Genomic DNA, 20554 nt, shown 5'->3' on the forward strand with positions numbered 1-20554 from the left:
AGATGTGTATAAGAGACAGCCCGTAGCCCGACGGCGCCGGCAGTCCCGTCCCGAACCGTTCACCATCGCCAGCTACATCGGCGTCGTCACGTTCGGACTCATCTGCCTGATCCCGTTCTGGATGGTCGTCGCGGGCTCGTTCACCGACGAGGCCGTGCTCTCGCAGCGCGGCTACTCGTTCTGGCCGGCCCCGTTCTCCGTCGACGCCTACACGACGATCTTCACGGGGTCGCGCGTCTGGCTGTCCTACGGCGCGACGATCTTCATCACGGTCGTCGGTACGGCGATCGCGGTCGCGGCCACATCGGGCATCGCCTGGGTGATCGCCCGCGGCCTGCCGTGGGTGAGCCGGCCACTGGCGATCTTCGCGTACATCCCGATGCTGTTCACCGGCGGTCTGGTGCCGATGTACATCCTCATCACCCAGGTGCTCCAGCTGCGCAACTCGCTGTTCGCGGTGATCCTGCCGCTCGTCATCGCTCCGTTCCTGGTGTTCGTGCAGGTGAGCTTCTTCCGGGGAACTCCCCAGGAGATCCTCGATGCCGCTCGCATCGACGGCGCCGGCGAGCTGCGCATCTTCTTCCAGATCGTGCTGCCGCTGTCCAAGCCCGTCATCGCGGTCATCGCCCTGTTCTACGCCGTGACGTTCTGGAACGAGTGGTTCCACGCCCTGCTGTACATCAGTGAGCCCACGAGGTTCCCGCTGCAGCTCGTGCTGCAGAACCTGATCACGAGCGTCGCCAACGCGGCAGACCTCGGCACGACGTCGGCTGCCCCCGTCTATCAGATCCGGCTGGCCATGACCGTCATCACCATCGGACCGATCCTTCTGGCCTATCCGTTCGCCCAGCGCTACTTCGTCAAGGGGCTCACCCTCGGCGCCTCGAAGGGCTGACAACCGCACGTCGGCCATCTTTACCGGCCACCTCGGCCATCATCTGAAAGGAAGAACCATGGCACAGCTCATCGACGCCGCTGGACTGTCCTCGTCCCTGTCCCGCCGAGGATTCCTCGCCGGGACGGGCGCGCTGTTCGCGGCTGCCACCCTCTCCGCGTGCGCTCCGGGCGGCGGCGGGACGAGCGGGGGCAGCACCACGTACGGCCTGCTGCTGCCCGGCGACGTGCCCACGCAGTGGGACCGTGTGCACGCTGCGGTCAACACCAAGCTCAAGGCAGACCTCGGCTTCGAGTTCAACCCCGAGTTCATCAACTGGAAGAACTACGGCTCGCAGTCCCTGCTGAAGTTCACGGCGCAGGAGGACTTCCAGACGGCGCTGTCCGCCCGCTGGCTGAACATCGCCCAGCTCATCGAGTCCGGTGCCCTCCAGCCGCTCGACGACGCGTTGGCGAGCGGCAAGTACACGAACCTCACCGCGTCCGTCGACCAGAGCGCCTTCGACGCCAACCGCTGGCCCGACGGCTCGGTCTACGGCGTTCCCGCCGTCAACAGCGCAGCCCGGATCCACCACCTCATCGCTCGCGGTGACCTGGTCGACAAGTATGCCTCCGGGGGCATCGAGAACTTCGACCAGCTCGAGAAGTTCTGGTACGACGTGCAGCAGAAGGAGGGACTGCCGGGGTACGTCAACCGGAACTCGCCCTTCGACGTCCTCGGCGCTCCCACCGGGGCGCTCTACGCCCAGGGCTGGGAGACCCCGGACTTCCTCCCGCTCTACTTCTCCAGCGACTCCCTCCTGTTCGTCCCGTCGCGGGACGCGGCCTCGACCGGTTCGGCCGACGCCGTCCCCTTCTGGGAGTACGAGCCGTACGTCGAGTCCCTGCACCGGGTGCGCCGGTACTTCGAGGACGGCATCATCAACGCCGACCGGCTCAACGCGGACCCGTCCACCATCAAGGCCCTGTTCGACGGCGGCGGAGCCGCGACCTGCTGGGGCATCACCGACGGCGGCGACACCTCCTCGCACCTCGATCTCCTGGAGAAGGCGGTGCCCGGGGCGTCCGTGGTCAGTGTGCTGCCCTTCCGGGACGGCCTGGCCACGAAGCCGAACCAGACGTTCCAGGCGGACAACCTCGTGGTGGTCAACGCCGCCGCCGCGGACGCCGATGCCGCCCTCCAGCTCCTGGACTGGGTCTCCGTCAAGGAGAACCACGACCTGCTCCAGTACGGCGAGGAGGGGACGGACTGGAAGGCGGTCGGGGACGACGCCTACGAACCGATCGGGGAGTACGCCGGCGGGTTCCCCGGCTACGCCCTGAGCTGGCGTATCCCGCTCGAACGCAAGTACTCGCGCATGAGCGAGAGCGAGACCATGTGGTTCGACTGGTCGAAGGACTACGGCAACTTCACGCTCGACCCGTTCGCCTCCTTCATCCCCGACCTCAGCGCGGTCGAGACCGAGCACGCCCAGATCACGGCCGCCGTGACCGAGTTCGGCAACCCCCTCTTCGCCGGCGCCGTGCCCGTGGAAGAGGGGCTGGACAAGCTCAAGAAGGCCGTGGACCGCGCCGGCCTGACAAAGGTTCAGGAGGAGCTGAACAAGCAGGCGGACGCCTACCTCGCGTCGAAGTGACGGTACGGGCCTCCGGGCCCGCGCGAAGAATCCCGGGGCCGGTGCACGATCGTGCCGGCCCCGGGCCACCACCAGTCCCTGTCCCTGAAAGGATCAGTGTGATCGAGTACGCAGTGGCGGTCGGGTCGGACCGGTTGGCCGAGCGGTTGTTCGGCCCCGGGCACGAAGCCCTGACCCGAGTCCCCGCACAGCGGGTCGGCGAGGTGCTGACCGAGTTCGACTCGGACGACGCCCGGCTGACGCTGTCCCGGACCGAGGTGCTCCTCACCGGCTGGGACACACCGCCACTGCCCGCCTCGGTGCTGCGTCGCGCGAATCGGCTGCGCCGCGTCATCCACGCGGGTGGCGCGACGGGACATCTCTTTCCCGACGGGGCCGGCGGGATCGCGACGTCTGACATCGGTGCGGCCAACGCGATCCCCGTCGCCGAGCTCACGCTCGCCATGATCATCCTGGCGAACAAGGACGCCTTCCGATCGCGTGACCTTCTCCGTGAGCGGCGCGCCTTCATCGACCGGGAGGCGGAGTTCGCCACGGCCGGCAACTACGCGCGCACGGTAGGCCTCGTGAGCGCGTCCCGCACCGGACGTGCCGTCGTCGAGCTGCTGCGCCCGTTCCCCAGTCTGCGGATCCTGGTGTACGACCCTTTGCTCACGCCCGGCGACGCCGAGGCGATGGGCGTGGAGAAGGTGGACCTGCCCGAGCTGATGCGCCGGAGCGACGTCGTGTCCCTCCACGCGCCCGTCCTTCCGGAGACGGTGGGCCTGATCGACACGTCGATGCTTGCCCGCATGCCCGACGGCGCTACCCTGATCAACACCGCTCGCGGTGTGATCGTGGATGCGGCGGCCCTGGAGAAGGAACTCGTCAGCCGGCGCATCAACGCCATTCTCGATGTGACGGATCCTGAGCCTCTACCACCCGCGTCGCCGCTGTACGACCTGCCGAACGTCTTCCTGACGCCGCACATCGCCGGATCGATGGGAACCGAGCTGCGCAGGATGGGCGACGTCGTCGCGGCAGACCTCGCCCACTATGTCCACGAGGTCTGCGGCCGGGCGGGTGCCTGAGCGCTCGCAGGCCGCCCGAAGTGGTCCCCGATAGGATTTTGGCGTATGACCAGGGAGGCGATCGTCGAATGAGTGCTCCGGAACGCCCGGCGCGGCTGGCTGATGTGGCCGAGCTCGCCGGTGTCTCCGCCGCGACGGCGTCACGCGCGCTGAACGGCAGCGACCGTGGCGTACGCGAAGCCAACCGGGCGCGGGTGCTCAAGGCGGCGAAAGCGCTCGGGTACACCACCAACATCGCCGCGCAGGCGGTGGCCAAAGGCCGTTCACGCGGCGTGACGCTGCTGGTCAAGAACTTGCCGGACGACTACGCGAACCCGATCACGGCGGGCGTGGTGGCCGCCACGCAGCGGCGTGGCCTGCCCTTCACCCTGATCTCGGCCGGCACCGACCCGGCCGACCTGGTCGAGGCGGTCAATCTCGCCCGTGGCAACCGTGCGGAGATCCTCATGATCACCGGCGGGCGCGCCACGGACGACGTGACCATCCCGGACCTCGTCGAGGCCCTGCAACGGTACGAGGCCGAGGGCGGACGTGTCGTGCTGGTGACCCAGGAAGGTCTCCCGTTCGACACCGTCGCGTACGCCAACCGTGAGGGTGGGTACGAGATGGCGACCACCCTCGTGGGTCTCGGCTACCGGAACTTCGCGGTGATCTCCGGGATGCGGCACGGCATGACGCAGCGGGACCGGACGGAAGGCTTCGTGGCAGGCCTGGCCGATGCGGGTATCGAGCTGCCCGCCGACCGCATCCTGATCGGCGACTTCAACCGGGACGCCGCGTACGCGCTGACCGGGGACCTGCTGCGCCGCAACGTCGCCGTGGACGCGATCTTCGCCGTCAACGACTCGATGGCTCTGGGCGTGCTGACCTTCTTGCGCGACACGGGCGACCCGCGCCGGGTGGCGGTCGCCGGGTTCGACGACATCAAGGCGCTGCGCGACGTCACGCCGTCGCTCTCCACCGTGCACCTTGCCTGGGAGCAGGTCGCGGAAGAGGCACTGGCGCTGGCGGTGAGCCCGCGGAGCGACCAGGTGCGGACCCGGGTGGTCAAGGGGCATGTGATCGTGCGCGAGAGCACGCCCGACGTGTCGCGCTGACGAGGGGGCACTGCCTGGCGCCTGTTGCTGCGCCGGCCGCACGGCGGTCCCGTCATCGTCCGCCTCGGCCACCTCGTCCACTGATGGCTCGGCGGACGACGGCCGACGTGCGCCGGGCACGCCGGAACGCCCCGGCGAAGCGTCCCGGGCCGGAAGCCCACGTCGTCACGTCAGCCCCGACCGGCCTCCGTCGAGAGGTACGACGGCGGCGGGGCGAACTGGGACAGGACGAATTCGGCGCCGAAGGAGTCGCGGATCGTCGCCTCCTTGGTCCAGGCGCTGTCCTCGCTGTGCAGCACCGTCGCGCCCGCCCGCTCCGCCGTCGTCGCGGACGCGTCCCGGTCGGACACGGCAAAGACCACCGACCAGTGCGCCGGCCCGTCATGCGGCACGATCCCGGCGACGACGTCGGCGAAGCCCGGGGGCGCGTGCCCCTGACGCTCGTGGATGCCCGGGTCCGTCGTGCGGGCCAGGTGGTCCCCGTAGCCGGGCACTCGCGCCATGCCGGCCCCCAGGTCGTCGGTTCGCACCCACCCGAGCAGCGGGCCGTAGAACTCCAGCGCACGATCCACGTCCGGGGTGAACAGGTTGCTGAAGTTCCACGTGCCCGGCGCGTTGACGACCTGGGCACCGAGCCGGGCACCCGCCTGCCACAGCCTGCTCGGCGCCCCCTGCGGGTCGACGATCCGCGCCATCTGCCCGGCGGCCGGCCCACCCGGCGGCCCGACCGTCTCCGGAGGTGAGCTCACGACGCCGCCCAGAGCGGTGACCTGCCTCGCCGTGGCCGTGATGTCGTCGACGGCGAGGTACGTATGCCACATCACCTCGCCGTCGAAGCCCGGGTCGGGTGTGGCGATCGCGCCGATCACCGTGGCGTCCGTGCCGTCCTGGGAGGCGACGACGTAGCGCCCCGGTGCTCCGGGCGGCACCTTCTCGGTGAATGTCCAGCCGAACAGTTCGCCGTAGAAGGCGAGCGCCGCGTCGACGTCGAGCACCTCCAGGTCGATCCAGCTCGGCACACCGTGGGGATACGTCCGTGTGGTGGGTGCGTCAGCCATGCTGCCCTCCGGTTCGGTTCCGATACCCCGATGGTGCACCTGGACACCGACATCCGCGCCGGCCGACGCGCGCTTCAGCCCTTCTTGCGGGGCTCCGGCTCGCCGAGCTCGACGCCGGAGGTCACCATGCCACCCTGGACGTTCAGGTCGCCCTGACCCTCGGCGGTCTCGGTGAGCACCAGGTCACCGGTCACCCGGCCCGCGGCGCGCACGTCGCCGACCGCCGAGCGCACCGCCGCCAGGTCCGCGGCGGGTACCGCCAGGGTGGCCGCGAGCACCGGGGCCCGCATCGAGGTCTTCGCCTCGGACTTCACCTTGCGGATCGCGGCCAGCGCGTTCCCGGCCGCCGTCAGGTTGGTGGCCTCGGCGCCCGCGGCGGCGCTGCGCAGCGGGTCCGGCGTGGGCCACGCAGCGTGGTGCACGGAACCCGTGCGCCACCAGGACCAGACCTCTTCCGTGGCGAACGGCAGGTACGGCGCCAGGAGACGCAGGAGGGTGTCGAGAGCGATGGCCAGTGCGGTGCGTGCCGACGTGGTCTCGGCCGACCCCGTCGCCGTACCGGCGCCGTAGGCACGGTCCTTGACGAGCTCCAGGTAGTCGTCGCAGAACGTCCAGAAGAACGTCTCCGTGACCTCGAGCGCGCGCGTGTGGTCGTATGCCTCGAACGCTGCCGTGGCCTGCTCGGTCACGGCCGCGAGGCCGGCGAGCATCGCGCGGTCCAGCTCCACCGTCACCGCTGCCGGGTCCAGCAGGATCTCACCCTCGCCGGACTCCGGGTCCAGCCCGAACGACAACGCGAACTTCGAGGCGTTCAGCACCTTGATGGCCAGGCGGCGACCGATCTTCATCTGCCCCACCTCGAACGCGGCGTCCGCGCCCAGGCGTGCCGAGGCGGCCCAGTAGCGCACCGCGTCCGAGCCGTGCTCCACGAGCAGATCCATCGGCGTGACCACGTTGCCCTTGGACTTCGACATCTTCTTGCGGTCCGGGTCGAGGATCCAGCCGCTGATCGCCGCGTTCTTCCAGGGCAGCACGCCGTTCTCCAGATGTGCGCGCACCACGGTGGAGAAGAGCCAGGTGCGGATGATGTCCTGGCCCTGAGGACGAAGGTCCATCGGGAACACCCGCTGCCACAGGTCCTCGTCCCGCTCCCAGCCTGCGACGATCTGCGGCGAGAGGGAGGAGGTGGCCCAGGTGTCCATCACGTCGGCATCGCCCACGAACCCGCCCGGACGACCGCGCTGGTCCTCGGTGAATCCCGCGGGCGGCTGCGACGTCGGGTCCACCGGGAGCTGGTCCTCGGCCGGGACGATCGGGTTCTCGTGGTCCACGTCACCCGAGGCGAGCACCGGGTACCACAGGGGGATCGGCACGCCGAAGAAGCGCTGGCGGCTGATCAGCCAGTCACCGTTGAGGCCACCCACCCAGTTCTCGTAGCGCACCCGCATGTGGTCGGGGTGGAAGTCGAGTTCCTTGCCACGGGCCAGCAGCTCGTCACGCAGGTCCCCGTCGCGGCCGCCGTTGCGGATGTACCACTGGCGGGACGTGACGATCTCCAGCGGCTTGTCGCCCTTCTCGTAGAAGTTCGCCTTGCGCTGGGTCGCGACGGGTTCGCCGGCGAGGTCACCCGAGGCGCGCAGCGCCTCGACGATCGCCTTGCGTGCGCTGAACGTCGTCATGCCGGAGATCTCACCGAACAGCGCCTCGCCGGCGCCGCCCTCGATCCACTCCGGCACCTCCCGGGTGATCCGGCCGTCCCGTCGCACGATCGAGCGGGTCGGCAGCTGCAGCTCCCGCCACCACTGCACGTCCGTCAGATCGCCGAACGTGCAGCACATCGCGATGCCCGCGCCCTTGTCGGGCTCGGCCGCGTGGTGTGCCAGCACCGGCACCTCGACGCCGAACAGCGGCGAGGTCACCGTGGTGCCGAACAGGTGCTGGTAGCGCTCGTCGTCGGGGTGGGCGATGAGCGCCACCACGGCCGGGATCAGCTCCGGGCGAGTGGTCTCGATGAACACCGGCTCGCCGCCGGGACGGCCGAACGCCACCTTGTGGTAGTGCCCGGGATAGTCACGTGCCTCCAGCTCGGCCTGGGCCACCGCCGTCTGGAACGTCACGTCCCACAGGCCCGGCGCCTCGGCCTGGTAGGCCTCACCGCGGGCGAGGTTGCGCACGAAGGCCTTCTGGGCTGTCGCGATCGAGTCCGCGCCGATGGTCTGGTACGTCTGCGACCAGTCGACCGACAGGCCCAGGCGGCGCCACAGCTGCTCGAACTTCTGCTCGTCCTCCGTCGTGAGGCGTTCGCACAGTTCGATGAAGTTGCGGCGGCTGACCGGCACCTGATCGGCCGGCTTCACGTTCTTGCCGTCCGTGCCCTGGTGGGGCGGCTCGAAGTCCTCCACGTAGGGCAGGGACGGGTCGCACCGGACGCCGTAGTAGTTCTGCACGCGCCGTTCGGTGGGCAGGCCGTTGTCGTCCCAGCCCATCGGGTAGAAGACCTCGTACCCGCGCATGCGCTTGTAGCGGGCGACCAGGTCGGTGTGCGTGTAGGAGAACACGTGCCCCACGTGCAGCGAGCCGGAGGCCGTGGGTGGCGGGGTGTCGATCGAGTAGATCTGCTCACGGGTCTTGCTGCGGTCGAACGCGAACGTGGCCTCGTCGCTCCAGCGGGCGTCGAGCTTCTCCTCCAGCCCGTCCGTGCTCACGCGATCGGGTACTCCCTTGACCACCGCGCGGACGACGTCGGCACCAGCTACCTGAGCGGCGGGTGTTGTCGTGGCGTTCGTGGTGGTCGTGGCCGGGTCCGTGTGACCGGCGGGGATCGGAGTACTCATGGGTCAAGTGTCCCAGATTCCGCACGGCCGGGTGTCCCGTCATCCACAGCTCGGGTGGGATACCCTGCCCGGTCCCCGGAGCGCGATGTTCAGGCGCCGCCGAGGGCACCGGCCGGGATCTGACCGTCTCTCCGCGGCCGGAAGTGGTCCCGGTCGCGACCTGTGCGGCTAACGTCCGGGTATGGAGTCGTACCTCATCCCGGTCCTGGTCATCCTCCTCGTGATCCTCGTCGTCAACGTCACCGGCAACCTCGGATCCTCCGCGAGGAGCCTGCGCCGGCTGGAACGTCGGCTCGACCTGCTGCTGGATCACCTCGGTGCGGCCGAGCCGGGAACCGCCGGGATCTCGCCGGAGACGCTCGCCGAGGTCGACGACCTCGTCGCGCAGGGCCGGACCAAGGACGCGACACGGATCTACTTCGAGGAGTCCGGGGTGGACCGTGGTGAGGCACGGATCTGGATCCGGCGGCGTGCCGAGACGCGTGGGCCCGCCTGACGCGGACGTCCGGGGGCGGGTTAGGGTCGACGCCGTGGCGACGATCGGACTGGCGGCGATGCTCGAGACGCTGCATCCGCGGGACGCGGTGGAACTGGCGGTTCACGCACAGGAGCACGGTTTCAGCGGTGTGATGGCAACCGACCGGTTCCAGCCCTGGACGCCCCGTCAGGGGCATGCGGGCTTCGTCTGGGACGTGCTCGGCGCCCTGGGGGAACGGACCACCGGCGACCTCGGCCCGGTCGCCGTCCCCGGGAGCAGGATGCACCCCGCCGTGCTCGCGCAGGCCTCCGCGACCCTGGCGGCGATGAATCCCGGTCGCCACTGGCTGGGCGTGGCGAGCGGCGATGCCGTCGACGAGCACGTCACCGGCGACTACTGGCCCGAGGCACCGGGCCGGATCGCGCGGTTGTTCGAGGCAGTGGAGATCGTCAGGAAGCTGTTCGCCGCTCCGGCGGGGCGTGACGTCAGGTTCTCCGGGCACTACTTCCGGCTGGAGGCCACCCGGCTGTGGACCGTCCCGGAGGCGGCGCCGGAGGTTCTGGTCGCCACCGGTGGCCCGGTCACGGCGCGCCGCGCCGGCCGGCAGGCGGACGGCCTGATCACCATGGCGGCACCGCCCGAACGGCTCCAGGTGCTGCTCGACCGGTTCGCGGCCGGGGCGCGCGAGGCGGGCAAGGACCCTGACACCATGCCGAAGGTGGTGCAGGTCCCGGTCTCGTGGGCGCCGGACCTCGCGCAGGCCGAGGAGAACGTGCTGGCGAACCCGCCGATCGGTGCGGCCCGGCTGCCCCGCTCCGACCTGCGCTCCCCGCACGACGTCGCCGCCGTGGCGCGCCTGCTCCGTGCGGAGGACCTGGCCGGCCGGGTCCTCGTCTCGGCCGACCTCGCGGCCCACGCCAAGCACCTGCAGCGCCTGCTCGACCTGGGCTTCGACCGCCTCTACGTGCACGACGCGGGCCCGGACGCCCGCGCCTGGATCGACGCCTATGCCGCCGAGGTCCTCCCTGCCCTCACCCGCTGAGGTCGTCCGGCGGGAGAGAATGCCGCCATGCATCGCCTCACCGTGTGGGCGCCCGACGGGCTGCCCGAGATCACCCCCGGAACCGACCTCGGAGCCGTGATCGGCGAACTTCTCGCCGCGCAGGAGCTTGCCGACCGGCCCACGGAGGGCGACGTCGTCGCGGTGACCTCCAAGATCGTGTCCAAGGCCGAAGGGCGGGTGGTGGCGGCCACGGACCGGGAACAAGCGATCACGGACGAGACGGTCCGTGTGGTCGCGGTGCGAGAACGCCCCGACGGGCCTCCGCTGCGGATCGTGGAGAACCACCTGGGACTCGTCATGGCGGCCGCGGGCGTGGATGCCTCGAACACGCCGGAGGGAACCGTCCTGCTGCTGCCGCAGGACCCGGACGCGTCCGCCCGTGGCATCCGCGCGGCCCTGCGCGACCGGTTCGGACTGGACCGCCTGGGAGTCGTCGTCACCGACACCGCCGGCCGGCCCTGGCGCGACGCGCTCGTGGACATCGCGATCGGCGCCGCCGGCATCTCGCCCACCGACGACCTGCGTGGTGGCACCGACAGCCACGGCCGCCCCCTGAACGTGACGGTCACGGCCGTCGCCGACGAGGTCGCCTCCGCCACGGAACTCGTGCGGGGCAAGGCGACCGGACGCGCCGTCGCCGTCGTCCGCGGACTCGCCCGGTACGTGTCCGACGACGCCGGCCCCGGCGCGCGGTCGCTCGTGCGGCCCAGCGGCGACGACCTGTTCCGGGAGGGCTCCCGCGAGGCCTACGAGCGCGGACTCGCCGACGCGCACACGCGCGCCGCCACCACCTGAGCCGACGATGCTGCTCCTGCCCCGCGACGTCACCCGCGTCGGGGCGTCCGAGGCGCCTCGTCGTCCCGGAGCGCCGGGCCGGCTTCAGCGCCGTCGCGGGTCGGGGGTCGCTGTTCGCGGGTCGGGAGACCGCTGCGTGGTCGGTCATCCGGCGCATGGTCGGTCAAGTGATTGACCGACCACGCGTCGTCTGACCGACCATGCGCCGGGTGACCGACCACGCGCCGAGCCATACATCCCCGGCCGCGCAGCCTGCTGCGCGGCCTTGCCTGCCTGGGCCGCGGACGGCCCTCCCTGCTACCGGGCCGGTGCGGGCTCCGTGATCGGGGCCGGGTCCAGGGCCACGACGTCGATCCGGGACTCCCGGCCGTCGGTGCACGTGGCCAGGCCGACACCGCCGACGTACTCCTCGAGCGTCTGCAGCAGCTTGAGCGGCGTGGCCAGGATCATGTGGAAGCCGAAGTCGCGGAACGTGTCCATCGCCGTGCGGGTGAACTCGGTGTCGGCCTTGTCGAAGGCCTCGTCCAGGATCACGGAACCATAGGCCGGTGCGCCGTCGGCGAGGGTCGAGAGGCGGTAGCGCAGCGCAGCGGCCAGACAGAACACCACCAGCTTCTGGCGCTGGCCGCCGGACAGTCCCGCCGAGGACTCGTGCACGTCCAGTGTCAGACCCGCCCCGTCCAGCTCGACACCCGTGAACCGCACATGACGCCGCGTGTCCAGGCACAGTGTCCGCCACGCCCGGTCGGAGGGATCCGCGGAGGCCAGGCGGCGCATCAGCCGCTCCAGCCTGGGCATCGCCGTGGCACGGTCCTGCGCCAGGCCCTCCAGCGTGTCGAGGAACTCGCGCACCGCCGCGGGCTGCTGTTCCTTGACCCGGATCTCCAGGTAGCGTCCGGGGGCGTACTCCGATCGACGCAACGACTCGTTCACCGGCACGATCCGTTCCCGGATCACCGACGGTGCCTGCCGGATCTCGGCGGCCAGCCGGTCCAGGGCGCGCTGCGCGCCGCCGGACAGCAGCTGCTCCAGCTCGGCCTCCAGCTCCGGCAGCTGCCGGGAGCGGATCTCCTCGGCGAGCTCGAGGTAGTGCCCCCGGTCGCCCACCCCGGCGCCGATGTCCCGCGTGAGCGCGGGCCAGTTCCGCCGGAACTCGCCGAGCAGCTCGGTGATCTCCCGCTCCGCCGCACCGGAGCCGCGCAGGCCCGCCTCGCGTTCCGCGTCGAGGGCGCGCGAGACGACGAGCGACACCTCGTCGACGACGTCGTGCGTCACGGTCGGCCGGACCTCTGCGTAGCGCCGCTCCAGCTCGGCCCGGTGCTCGTCCGGGATCGCGGGGGACACCGTTCCGCGCAGCTCCCGCACCACGCGTTCCATCGCACGACGCGCGGCCCGCGCCTCCGCGAGGACGTCCGCCGCGGCGGACGCCGCCGTCCGGGCCTCGGCGAGCCGCCGTTCCGCACCGGCGACGTCGTGCTCGGCCGCGGCGAGATCCTGCGTCCCGCTCAGCAGGGAGTCGAAGGTCCGCTGCGCCTCGGCCAGGTCCTGCTCGGCGGACTCGATGTCGACGTCGCGCCACTCCCTGCGCTGCACCTGCCGCAGCGCGAAGGCGCGCTGCAGGCGCTCGCGCTCCGCGGCGGTCGCGGCGGCGACGGCGTCCTCGGCGGCCGTGAGCCGGGACTGGATCTCGCGCGCCTTGCCGAGCAGATGGTCGAGCTTGTCGGTGATGTCCCCGCCCAGGACCCACGTGGCGGGATCAGCCGCCGCGTCGTCCTTGATCACGTGGTCGCTCGCGTGCTTGACCTGACCCGCGAGGGTGACGGCACGTTCCGCCTCGTCGAGACCGGCGGCATCCTCCACGCACAGGTAGTCGTAGTCCGACAGCTGACGCTGCAGCCAGCCCGACGCCGGTCCGTCCGTCACCTCCACCTTGTGGATCAGGGAGTCCGGCCCCGACGCCGCCCGGGGCGCGTCCTGCCGCACACCCACGACCCGGTACTCCAGGCGCGTGCCCAGGTCCATGGAGTCCACGGCGTCCCGCACGGCGTCCCGGTGGGCAGACGGCACCAGCATCGTGGTGGCCAGCGGGCGCAGCACCCGCTCGATCGCGGCCGTCCAGCGCTCCTCACCCGGGCGGACCCCGAGCAGCTCGGCGGCGAACCGCAGCGCGGACTCGCTGATCCCCGTCGCGTCGCACACCGCACGGCGCGCCGCGAGCAGATCCGCCGGAAGGTTGCTCGCCGACGTCCGCAGCGCCTGAACCTGCGCGGAGATCGCGGCGTGTTCGGCGGCGACAGCGGCACGCGTCTCGTGTGCCCTGCGCATCTGCGCGGCCGGGCCGGTGAGCACCGGCATGGACCCCGTCGACGAGGCCGTCTCGGCGCCGCCGTTCGCCGACAGCTCGGACCGTGCGAGTTCACGCAGGGCCGAGAACTCGGCGAACGACTCCGGCGCAGCCAGCCCCACCATCTCCAGGTCGGTGGCCAGTTCCCCACGCCGCGTCCGTGTCAGCGCCGTGATCTCACCCGCCCGCTGGAGCCGGTCGCCCTGTGTCGCCAGAGCCTGGCCCCCGCGCACCTGCACCACGCTCACGGCCTGGCGGTGAGCGCTTGCGGCCTGCTCCACCTCGGCGTCGGCCGAGTCGCGCTCGTACGCCGCCGTGTCCTCGTGGCGCTGCGCGTCGCCGAGAGCGGCCGTCGCGAGCTCCAGCTTGATCGCGTCCCGGTACGGCTCCAGCGAGCCGTGCAGGGATGCCGCCTGGACGGCGGCCTTGGCGCCGGAGTCGAACCGGCGGCACAGCGGGGCCAGCTGGTCGAGGGCCCCGACCTGGCGCCGCGCGTCCGCGATGCGGGCGTGGGCGCGCGCCACCTCGCCGAACTGCTGCGCCGCGGCCTCGGCGAGGCCGAAGGTGATGGGCTCGTCGAGCATGTAGTCGCGGAACAGGTCGTCGAGGCTGCCCAGGTTCTTGGCGGACTGCGTGCGGTGCAGCAGCACGAGGGCGCTCGGGTCGCCGACGCCGAGCCGCTCGCTGAACGCGGCCGCGAAACCGGCGTGCCGGTCGGACACGGTGGCGTCGGGCAGGTGCGCGCGCAGTCCGGGAGCGTCCAGCCCGGAGCGCACGTAGGGCTCCAGGTCGAGGATGTCGGCCTCTCCGGGCTGGTACACGTACAGATCCGCGGACTGCGTCGCCGCCCGGCGCAGCAGCATGAGGCGTGCGAGCGTGGCGACCCCTCCGGAGCCGTCCTCGTAGCGCAGCAGGACGCCGCTCCATGTCGTGGCCGGGCGCAGGGTCTCCGCGACGGCCTCGCCCGTGGCGCCGTCGGTCCGGTGCCGCCAGGCTCCTCGCACGTAGCTGGTCACGGACCGGTCCTCGCGCCCGCTCGTGACGGCCGCGGCCGCGGCCGCGTTGAAGCGGAGGTCCGCCGGAGGCGTGAGGACCGCGGCGACGGCGTCGACCAGGGACGACTTACCCGACCCGGAGTGGCCGGTGAGCAGGAAGCCCTTCCGCGCGACGTCGATGCGGTGGTGGCCGGTGAACGTGCCCCAGTTGACCACCTCCACACGGGCGAGGCGCCACTGCCCCGGATGCGTGCTGCTCTGCATGCTCACAGCCCCTCCCTGCTGAGTCGGGTGTACTCGGCCTGGACGGCCTGGATCTCGTCGGCCCCGAACAGGGTGCGCAGGACCGGCGACACGATGCGGCGCCTGCCCCTTTCGCCGGTGGGTTGCAGGAGCCCGGCCTCGGTGAGCCGGTCCCACCCGGCGTCCATGGCGGCGTCGAACCCGGTCCCGTACCCGGTCGTCCCGGTGCCGCTGCGGCGCCGGAACGGGTGCAGGTGCTCGACGACGTCGTCGAGGTCGGTCACCACCTCCTGGCCGGGCGACTCCAGCAGGCGGGTGCGCAGGTGCAGCAGGAGAACCGTGTCGAGGAACGTCAGCGGGAGCTCCCGGACGACGGCGGGCGCGTCGGGCGCGGCGGTGGCGTCCCGCACGAACGCGATCTGCTCGTCGTGGTCCACCACCACGTCCAGGTACATGTCCGCGAGCCGGCCACGCACCAGCTCCAGATGGGTGAGCAGGTCGCGCCAGGCCTCCTCGTCGTCGGCGGCGGCCAGGTACGGGCCCCGGACCAGCGCCGCCAGCGACCGGCGGGCGGAGGCGGGCAGGCTTCCGGGATCGCCCTGCCAGAGGCGGGTACCCGGCTCCTCGCCCCCGGTGTGCGGCGTCCCGGGCAGGTCGTGCGCCAGACCGGTCGGGCCGGCGACGGGCTGCTGCCCGGTGTCGTCGGGCCGGGCCGACCGGACGACCCGGGCCTGTCCGGTCCCGCCCGGGCGCGAGCTGCTCAGATGTTCCATGGGTCCGGTCACGGGACGGGCTCCTCGAAGCGGTGGCGGGGTACTCGGGCGCGGCGCAGACTGCCTCGCGCGCCGGGCCAGGCGATGTCCTCGGTGTCGCCTTCACGTCGCCCGTGGCGCTCTGCGAGCGACAGCAGCCCCACGACGCTGGCCAGGCCCTGGGTCGCCGGATGGGCCCGGAGCACCTCGCCGACGGTGGCGGCGCCCCGGCGTGCTACGACGTCGTTCACGTTGCCGCGTAGCTCGTCCTCGTCGATCTCGGCGGACCGGGCGAGGGCGCGCAGCGCCGCGAGGTCGGTGGGGGCGTCGTCCGCCGGCGGCCGGGGACGCACCAGCGGCGCCGGGCGGTCGTCCGCGGGGTCGTGCGGGCGGATGCCCGCCGGTGAGGCGAGCGCGACGGCGCCGAGCTTCAGGGTCAGACCGGTCCAGGTGCCCGGTGCCACCTCGTCGGCCAGCTCGAGCGCGATGGTCTCCGCCTCCCGCAGCCGCGAGGCCAGGGCCTGCTCCTGGGGGAGGTCGCCGGACCGCGCGGCCCTCTGGAGCGCCCGGCGCAGTGCCGTCATGGTGTCCGTGGCGTCGTCCGTGGCGGAGCGCAGCTCGGTGACCAGCCGCCGCAGGGACGCCACTTCGGACGACGTGAGCTCGGTCGTGGCCTCCGGCGACCGCAGCAGCCGGGTGACGTGGGCCGTGGCATCGTGCTCGCCTGCGTCGAGCACGGCGCGGAAGGTCGTGAGGTTCCGTCCGGCGGGCGTCTCGGCGTGGTGGTCGACGCCGCGGAACAGGTCGTCGACGAACGCGTCCCGGACCGGGCCGGACGCCGTGAGACTGCGGCGGAGCTCGACGTCGGCCACGGTCAGGGCGGCGCGGACGCGCAGCAGGTCGGCAGGGACCTCGGCCGCCAGGGCGAGCACCTCGCGAGCGCGCTCGGCGAGGTCGGCCGGGTCCGGCTCCGGCACCGTTCCGCGCCGGACGCGGTCGATCTCGGCGTCGATCCGTGCTCGCTCGGCACGGAGGGCCGCGAGCCGCGCCGAGGGGTCGGGATCGGCGGCGTCCGCGAGATCGCCCAGCGCGCCCAGGACGATCGACAACCGCGTCGCCGTGGCGACGTGGTGCGGGCGGGTCAGACCGGAGACGAAGGCGATCGCGGCGAGCGCGGCGTCGGACAGCTCGAGCTGCTCGGGAGCTGTCGAGCGGTCGGACCCCGCGCCGGGACGGCGCACGAGGACGCCGTCGCGCAGCCACTCGGACACCTGCGGTCCCGCGGAGTGCGGAAGCGTGAATCCCTGGCGCCGCAGTTCCGTGATGTCGTCCTCGAGCCGCCCGACGAGCTCGGCCTCGGGCAGGCGGCGCGTTCCGCGGGCGAGGTGTCGTCCGAGCAGCGTGACGGCGGCGGCTGCGTGCCCAGAACGCAGCAGCATCCACGCGGGATGCTCGCCGGCGAGGCGTCGCGCGGTGCGCGCGATCTGGACGGTGCTCATGAGCGCAGAGGGTACTGGGTTTGGCTGACCGATATATGACGAGCCATTACCGGACAGTGATACGGCGTGCAACTTGTCGGCGATCTCCGGTCCGTCCGGCGTGACAGTGGAAAACTAGATGAATAGTCTCGAGGTGCGACAAGGTCTGCCGGTGACATGCCGATCGGCAGACCTTGTCGTGCGTCCAGCCAGGCACCACAGCGCGGAGGAACCGTGAGCACTGCAGCCGAGATCGTGGCCCGAGTCCGTAGGGAGCGCGGCCTGAGCATGAGCCTGTTGGCCGAGATGGCCGGGGTCTCGCGATCCACGGTCAGCCGGATCGAGTCCGGCAAGTTCGAGCCCACCTTCGCGCTCCTGCGCCGGGTCGTGGAGGCGGGCGGCTTCGACATCGACGCCGAACCCGAGGACGACGGGGCGCGCGGGTAGGTGCGGTCTCCGCAGCATGGTCCCAGTGACGCCGACGCGACGGGATCACCGGCCGGGGGTCGTGAAATGGGTGAATCTTCCGCTACGTTGTCTCCGCATGTCGCTGGGAATCGACCGGAAGCGCGTGGCGCAATGAATGAGAAGGTCCGTCACCGACGGAAGCCGGGAGGGGGCGCGACTCCCGCCCGTGCCGTACGACGCTCTGAGTCGTATGGTCCAGTTATGCCGAACGTCAGAATCCCTGCGGGGGTGCGGGAGGACGTCGAGACGCTGTGGGCGTTCCATGACCTGCAGCAGGATCCTCGTGAGGTGGATGTGTGCATCGGCCTGGGCGGACACGACACCGGAGTCGCCGACTACACGGCCGATCTCTACCACCAGGGCTACTTTCCCCGGATCGTCTTCACGGGGGCGAACGCGACCACCACCCTTGAGGCCTTCCCGCAGGGCGAGGCGGTGGGGTACCGGGAGCGCGCCGTCGCCCAGGGGGTTCCGGAGGGAGCCGTCCTGATCGAGCCGCTCGCCCGGAACACGGCCGAGAACGTCGAGTACAGCCGCAAGGTGCTCAGTGACCACCAGATCGACGCCGGCTCGGTCATGTTCGTCACCAAGCCCTACCACCAGCGGCGGGTCTTCGCGACATGCCAGGTCGTGTGGCCCGAGGTCACGGCGTACTGCGTCTCCCCGCCACTGCCTCTCGACGAGTACGTCTCGAGCATCGGGGACGTCGACCGGGTGATCGACATGCTGGTCGGTGACACCCAGCGCCTGACCGTGTACGCCGAGAGGGGATTCATCGCCGCGGACCAGGAGGTTCCCGGGGACGTGCAGGGGGCGTTCGACCGCCTTGTCGCCGCGGGGTACACCAGCCGCCTGGTCCCCGAGGAGCCGGTCCGCGTCTGACGCACCCGGCGGGCGGGCGGCGCGCCCGGCATAACGGTCTTCGGCGGCAAGCCTGGCGAGTCGCAAAGAATTCCGTTACGTTCGAACGCATGAACTGGAAGCAGATCATCGCGCTCGCGGCGTCGATCGGGACCATCGCGAGCCCGATCGATCTGATCCCTGACGCCATCCCGATCCTCGGCCTGTCGGACGACGCCGTTGCCGTCGTCGTGGCCGGGTACACGCTCTACAAGGCGATCAAGGCATTCCGGGCCGCCCGGCTCGCGAAGGCGGCCGGCAGTGCCGCGAAGGGGGCGGCGGACGCGGCGAAGGGCGCCGCGGGAACGGCGAGGACGTCACCCACGGGTGCCGGGACGAAGATCATCGCGAATCCGGGTGACCTGCCCGGCAGGCGTCGGAAGTAGCCGGCTTCAGGGACATGTCATCTTGCCGGTCGTTTGCCCGGTTCTGGTATTTTCGCTTCCATCATGAGTGACGGGAGCAGGACGGTGCGCGAGTCGGGTGCGGAGCAGGACGGCGTGACGGCGGACCAGGACGGCCCGACGGCGGACCACGACGGCCCGACGGCGGTGCCGGTCACGGACGTCGCGGCACAGGAGGCGTCCGGCGACGGGCCGGCAGGCTCCGGTGACACCGGCGCCGACGACGGAGCCGCAGGTTCCGGCACCGTCGACCCCGACTCCGGCGCCACCCGCGACGGGTCCGGCAGCTCCGGCCGGACCGGGGGCGGCCTGGAGGAGAAGGCTGCCGAGCGGCTGCACGCGCTCGTCGAACGCGGCGCCGAGAAGATCCCGGGTGACCAGGGCAGCATGGTTTCCCGCTTCGCCGTGGCGCTCCTCTCGTTCGGCAGCGCGATGACGGAACGGGGGCGGGACAAGGAGGAGAAGGGGACGTCCGCGCTCGTCTCGGACGCGGTCCAGCTCTTCAAGAGTCTCGACGACGACCCGGCCCGGCAGCGCGAGGCGATGGAGCGCGCGCTCAGCGACCTCACCTCGAACTTCGTCGGCGACGCCGAACGCGGCAAGGTGCTCGACGTCGCCCAGCAGGCCATGGGCCTGTGGCGTGGAGCTCGTGGCGCCTCCTCGGGCCTGGCCGCCTCGGACGATGCCGTGTCGCTGCGATCCCTCGCCGGGATGCTGCGCAACAAGGGCGACGAGGAAGGCGCCGCGCAGACGGAGGAAGAGGCGAGCAGGCTCGAGAAGTAGGAGCGGGAACCCGGCTGCCGGACGAGGGCCGGGTCAGCGGACCATGCGCAGCTCGGTGATGTCCGCGAAGTTCTCGTCGGTGATGCGCGCACCCTCCACGGAGAAGCCGTTGCGCTCGTAGAAGCGCCTCGCCCGCGGGTTGTCCTCGGCGACCCAGAGCTGGCAGGGCATGTCTGGCGGGACGACGGCGTCGAGCAGCGCCTGCCCCACGCCTGTCCCGTGGTGATCGTCCAGGACGTAGAGCATCCAGAGCTGCGTGTCCCGCACCGGGCGCACACCGTGCTGCTCCCGCGCCCGCGACGCATGGGCGAGCCCGACCACCTCGCCGTCCACCTCGGCCAGCATGGGCGCGAAACCCCCCAGCAGTGATCGCTGCCAGCCCTTGGTCCGGTCGGCGAGGGTGTGGGTCCGCCAGAACTCGGCGGGGAGCAGGTCGCCGTAGGCGGTGACCCACGTGGTGTGGTGCACCCGGGCGCCGGCAGCGGCGTCGGCGAGTCTCGCGGTGCGCAGTCTCATGCCCGGATCCTACTGACGGCGGCGACGGACCTTCCGGGCGGCCGGCAGGGCGTCTGCTCAGGCCGCGGCCCGGCCGCTGCCGGGATCGTCTTCCGTGCGGAGGCGAGGCTCGACGCGATTCCCCGGGCGGACACCCGACTTGTCCGCGTAGAACGCTCGGATGCGATCCATGTCCGTCCGGACGTCGCCCGTCAGCCGCAGGGACGGGCCGAGCCCCACGAGGTGCCGGTCGCCGTCGACATAGCCGAGCGTCACGGGCATGCCGGCCGCCTGCGCGATCCGGTAGAAACCTGACTTCCAGTAGCCCGTGCCCGTGCCCCGCGTTCCCTCAGGGGTGACGACCAGGTGCGACACCGCGCCGGTCCGCACGCCCTGCAGCAACTGGTCGACCAGTCCTGAAGGATCGGCCCGGTCCACCGCCACTCCGCCCAGGGCTCGGATCAGCCCGCCGAAGGGGCCGCGCAGCCACGAGTCCTTGATGAGGAACTTGACGTGCAGGTCCAGCTCCCAGGCGATCGCGAGCATGAGGAAGAAGTCCGTGTTGGACGTGTGCGGCGCTCCGACGAACACGGTGGGTTCGCCCGGAGGGGTGCTGGGCGCGAGGCGATACCCGGTGAAGAACCAGATCAGCCGGGCTCCCGCGCGCCGGATGGCACGCGTGGCAGCGGACGGGCGGGTACGAGGCATGGGGGTCCTTGATCTCCGGGAGGTGAGGCCCCCAGTCTCGCAGACCTGGCTGGTCGCC

The 20554-nt window shown here is 71.5% G+C and carries 18 protein-coding genes; 11 read left to right on the forward strand and 7 right to left on the reverse strand.

Features of this window, described 5'->3' with window-relative positions:
- From HGK34_RS12090 to HGK34_RS12105, 4 genes are all read left to right on the forward strand, one after another.
- A partial coding sequence (locus HGK34_RS12090; RefSeq protein ID WP_201847575.1) for a carbohydrate ABC transporter permease occupies positions 1 to 895 on the forward strand: 895 nt, incomplete at its 5' end.
- A gap of 58 nt (positions 896 to 953) precedes the next feature.
- The gene (locus tag HGK34_RS12095; protein WP_201847577.1) at positions 954 to 2531 is read left to right on the forward strand and encodes a DUF3502 domain-containing protein; all 1578 of its coding nucleotides are present in this window, start codon (positions 954 to 956) and stop codon (positions 2529 to 2531) included.
- A gap of 98 nt (positions 2532 to 2629) precedes the next feature.
- Positions 2630 to 3601: a hydroxyacid dehydrogenase gene (locus HGK34_RS23540; RefSeq protein WP_201847579.1), complete on the forward strand. Its 972-nt coding sequence runs from the start codon at positions 2630 to 2632 to the stop codon at positions 3599 to 3601.
- Positions 3602 to 3669: 68 nt separating this feature from the next.
- Positions 3670 to 4698: a LacI family DNA-binding transcriptional regulator gene (locus tag HGK34_RS12105; protein ID WP_201847581.1), complete on the forward strand. Its 1029-nt coding sequence runs from the start codon at positions 3670 to 3672 to the stop codon at positions 4696 to 4698.
- Between the two features lie 170 nt (positions 4699 to 4868).
- Here HGK34_RS12105 and HGK34_RS12110 read toward each other — a convergent pair whose 3' ends face one another.
- Positions 4869 to 5756 carry a VOC family protein gene (locus HGK34_RS12110; RefSeq protein WP_201847583.1) on the reverse strand — a complete coding sequence of 296 codons (888 nt, stop codon included), beginning with the start codon at positions 5754 to 5756 and terminating at the stop codon, positions 4869 to 4871.
- A 74-nt stretch (positions 5757 to 5830) separates the two neighbouring features.
- The gene (gene valS / locus HGK34_RS12115; protein ID WP_201847585.1) at positions 5831 to 8590 is read right to left on the reverse strand and encodes a valine--tRNA ligase; all 2760 of its coding nucleotides are present in this window, start codon (positions 8588 to 8590) and stop codon (positions 5831 to 5833) included.
- Positions 8591 to 8771: 181 nt separating this feature from the next.
- On the opposite strand from valS, the gene HGK34_RS12120 reads away from it, so the two are divergent.
- The 3 genes from HGK34_RS12120 to cofE are packed head-to-tail and all read left to right on the forward strand — an operon-like array spanning position 8772 to position 10926.
- Positions 8772 to 9086: a hypothetical protein gene (locus HGK34_RS12120; RefSeq protein ID WP_201847587.1), complete on the forward strand. Its 315-nt coding sequence runs from the start codon at positions 8772 to 8774 to the stop codon at positions 9084 to 9086.
- A 34-nt stretch (positions 9087 to 9120) separates the two neighbouring features.
- A complete protein-coding gene (locus HGK34_RS12125) occupies positions 9121 to 10110 on the forward strand; it encodes a TIGR03557 family F420-dependent LLM class oxidoreductase (RefSeq protein ID WP_307815927.1) in 990 nt (329 codons plus the stop codon).
- A gap of 27 nt (positions 10111 to 10137) precedes the next feature.
- Positions 10138 to 10926: a coenzyme F420-0:L-glutamate ligase gene (cofE, locus tag HGK34_RS12130; RefSeq protein ID WP_201847590.1), complete on the forward strand. Its 789-nt coding sequence runs from the start codon at positions 10138 to 10140 to the stop codon at positions 10924 to 10926.
- Between the two features lie 297 nt (positions 10927 to 11223).
- Here the strand turns inward: cofE and HGK34_RS12135 are convergent, their stop codons facing one another.
- From HGK34_RS12135 to HGK34_RS12145, 3 genes are read right to left on the reverse strand one after another with little or no spacing between them, the layout of a single operon-like run.
- A complete protein-coding gene (locus HGK34_RS12135) occupies positions 11224 to 14529 on the reverse strand; it encodes an ATP-binding protein (protein WP_244666671.1) in 3306 nt (1101 codons plus the stop codon).
- A gap of 2 nt (positions 14530 to 14531) precedes the next feature.
- Positions 14532 to 15293 carry a DUF4194 domain-containing protein gene (locus HGK34_RS12140; RefSeq protein ID WP_201847593.1) on the reverse strand — a complete coding sequence of 254 codons (762 nt, stop codon included), beginning with the start codon at positions 15291 to 15293 and terminating at the stop codon, positions 14532 to 14534.
- A complete protein-coding gene (locus HGK34_RS12145) occupies positions 15290 to 16759 on the reverse strand; it encodes a DUF3375 domain-containing protein (protein WP_201847595.1) in 1470 nt (489 codons plus the stop codon). The genes HGK34_RS12140 and HGK34_RS12145 overlap by 4 nt, the downstream gene beginning before the upstream one ends.
- A 213-nt stretch (positions 16760 to 16972) precedes the next feature.
- Between HGK34_RS12145 and HGK34_RS23225 the strand changes: the two genes are divergently transcribed.
- The 4 genes from HGK34_RS23225 (at position 16973) to HGK34_RS23230 (ending at position 19293) form a co-directional block, all read left to right on the forward strand.
- Entirely contained in the window at positions 16973 to 17185 is a 213-nt protein-coding gene (locus HGK34_RS23225) for a helix-turn-helix domain-containing protein (protein WP_201847597.1), read from the forward strand.
- A 222-nt stretch (positions 17186 to 17407) separates the two neighbouring features.
- On the forward strand, positions 17408 to 18088 hold the full coding sequence (locus tag HGK34_RS12155; protein ID WP_201847599.1) for a YdcF family protein: 681 nt from the start codon (positions 17408 to 17410) through the stop codon (positions 18086 to 18088).
- Positions 18089 to 18177: 89 nt separating this feature from the next.
- Entirely contained in the window at positions 18178 to 18492 is a 315-nt protein-coding gene (locus HGK34_RS12160) for a YkvA family protein (protein ID WP_201847601.1), read from the forward strand.
- A 63-nt stretch (positions 18493 to 18555) separates the two neighbouring features.
- Complete coding sequence (locus tag HGK34_RS23230; RefSeq protein ID WP_201847603.1) at positions 18556 to 19293, forward strand: hypothetical protein; 738 nt, start codon at positions 18556 to 18558, stop codon at positions 19291 to 19293.
- 33 nt (positions 19294 to 19326) lie between these two features.
- Here the strand turns inward: HGK34_RS23230 and HGK34_RS12170 are convergent, their stop codons facing one another.
- Both HGK34_RS12170 and HGK34_RS12175 read right to left on the reverse strand, forming a co-directional pair.
- On the reverse strand, positions 19327 to 19809 hold the full coding sequence (locus HGK34_RS12170) for a GNAT family N-acetyltransferase (protein WP_201847606.1): 483 nt from the start codon (positions 19807 to 19809) through the stop codon (positions 19327 to 19329).
- 57 nt (positions 19810 to 19866) lie between these two features.
- Complete coding sequence (locus HGK34_RS12175; RefSeq protein ID WP_201847608.1) at positions 19867 to 20496, reverse strand: 1-acyl-sn-glycerol-3-phosphate acyltransferase; 630 nt, start codon at positions 20494 to 20496, stop codon at positions 19867 to 19869.
- Between the last annotated feature and the right edge of the window lie 58 nt (positions 20497 to 20554).

Source organism: Myceligenerans indicum (assembly GCF_016742955.1).
Taxonomy (GTDB): Bacteria; Actinomycetota; Actinomycetes; order Actinomycetales; family Cellulomonadaceae; genus Myceligenerans; species Myceligenerans indicum.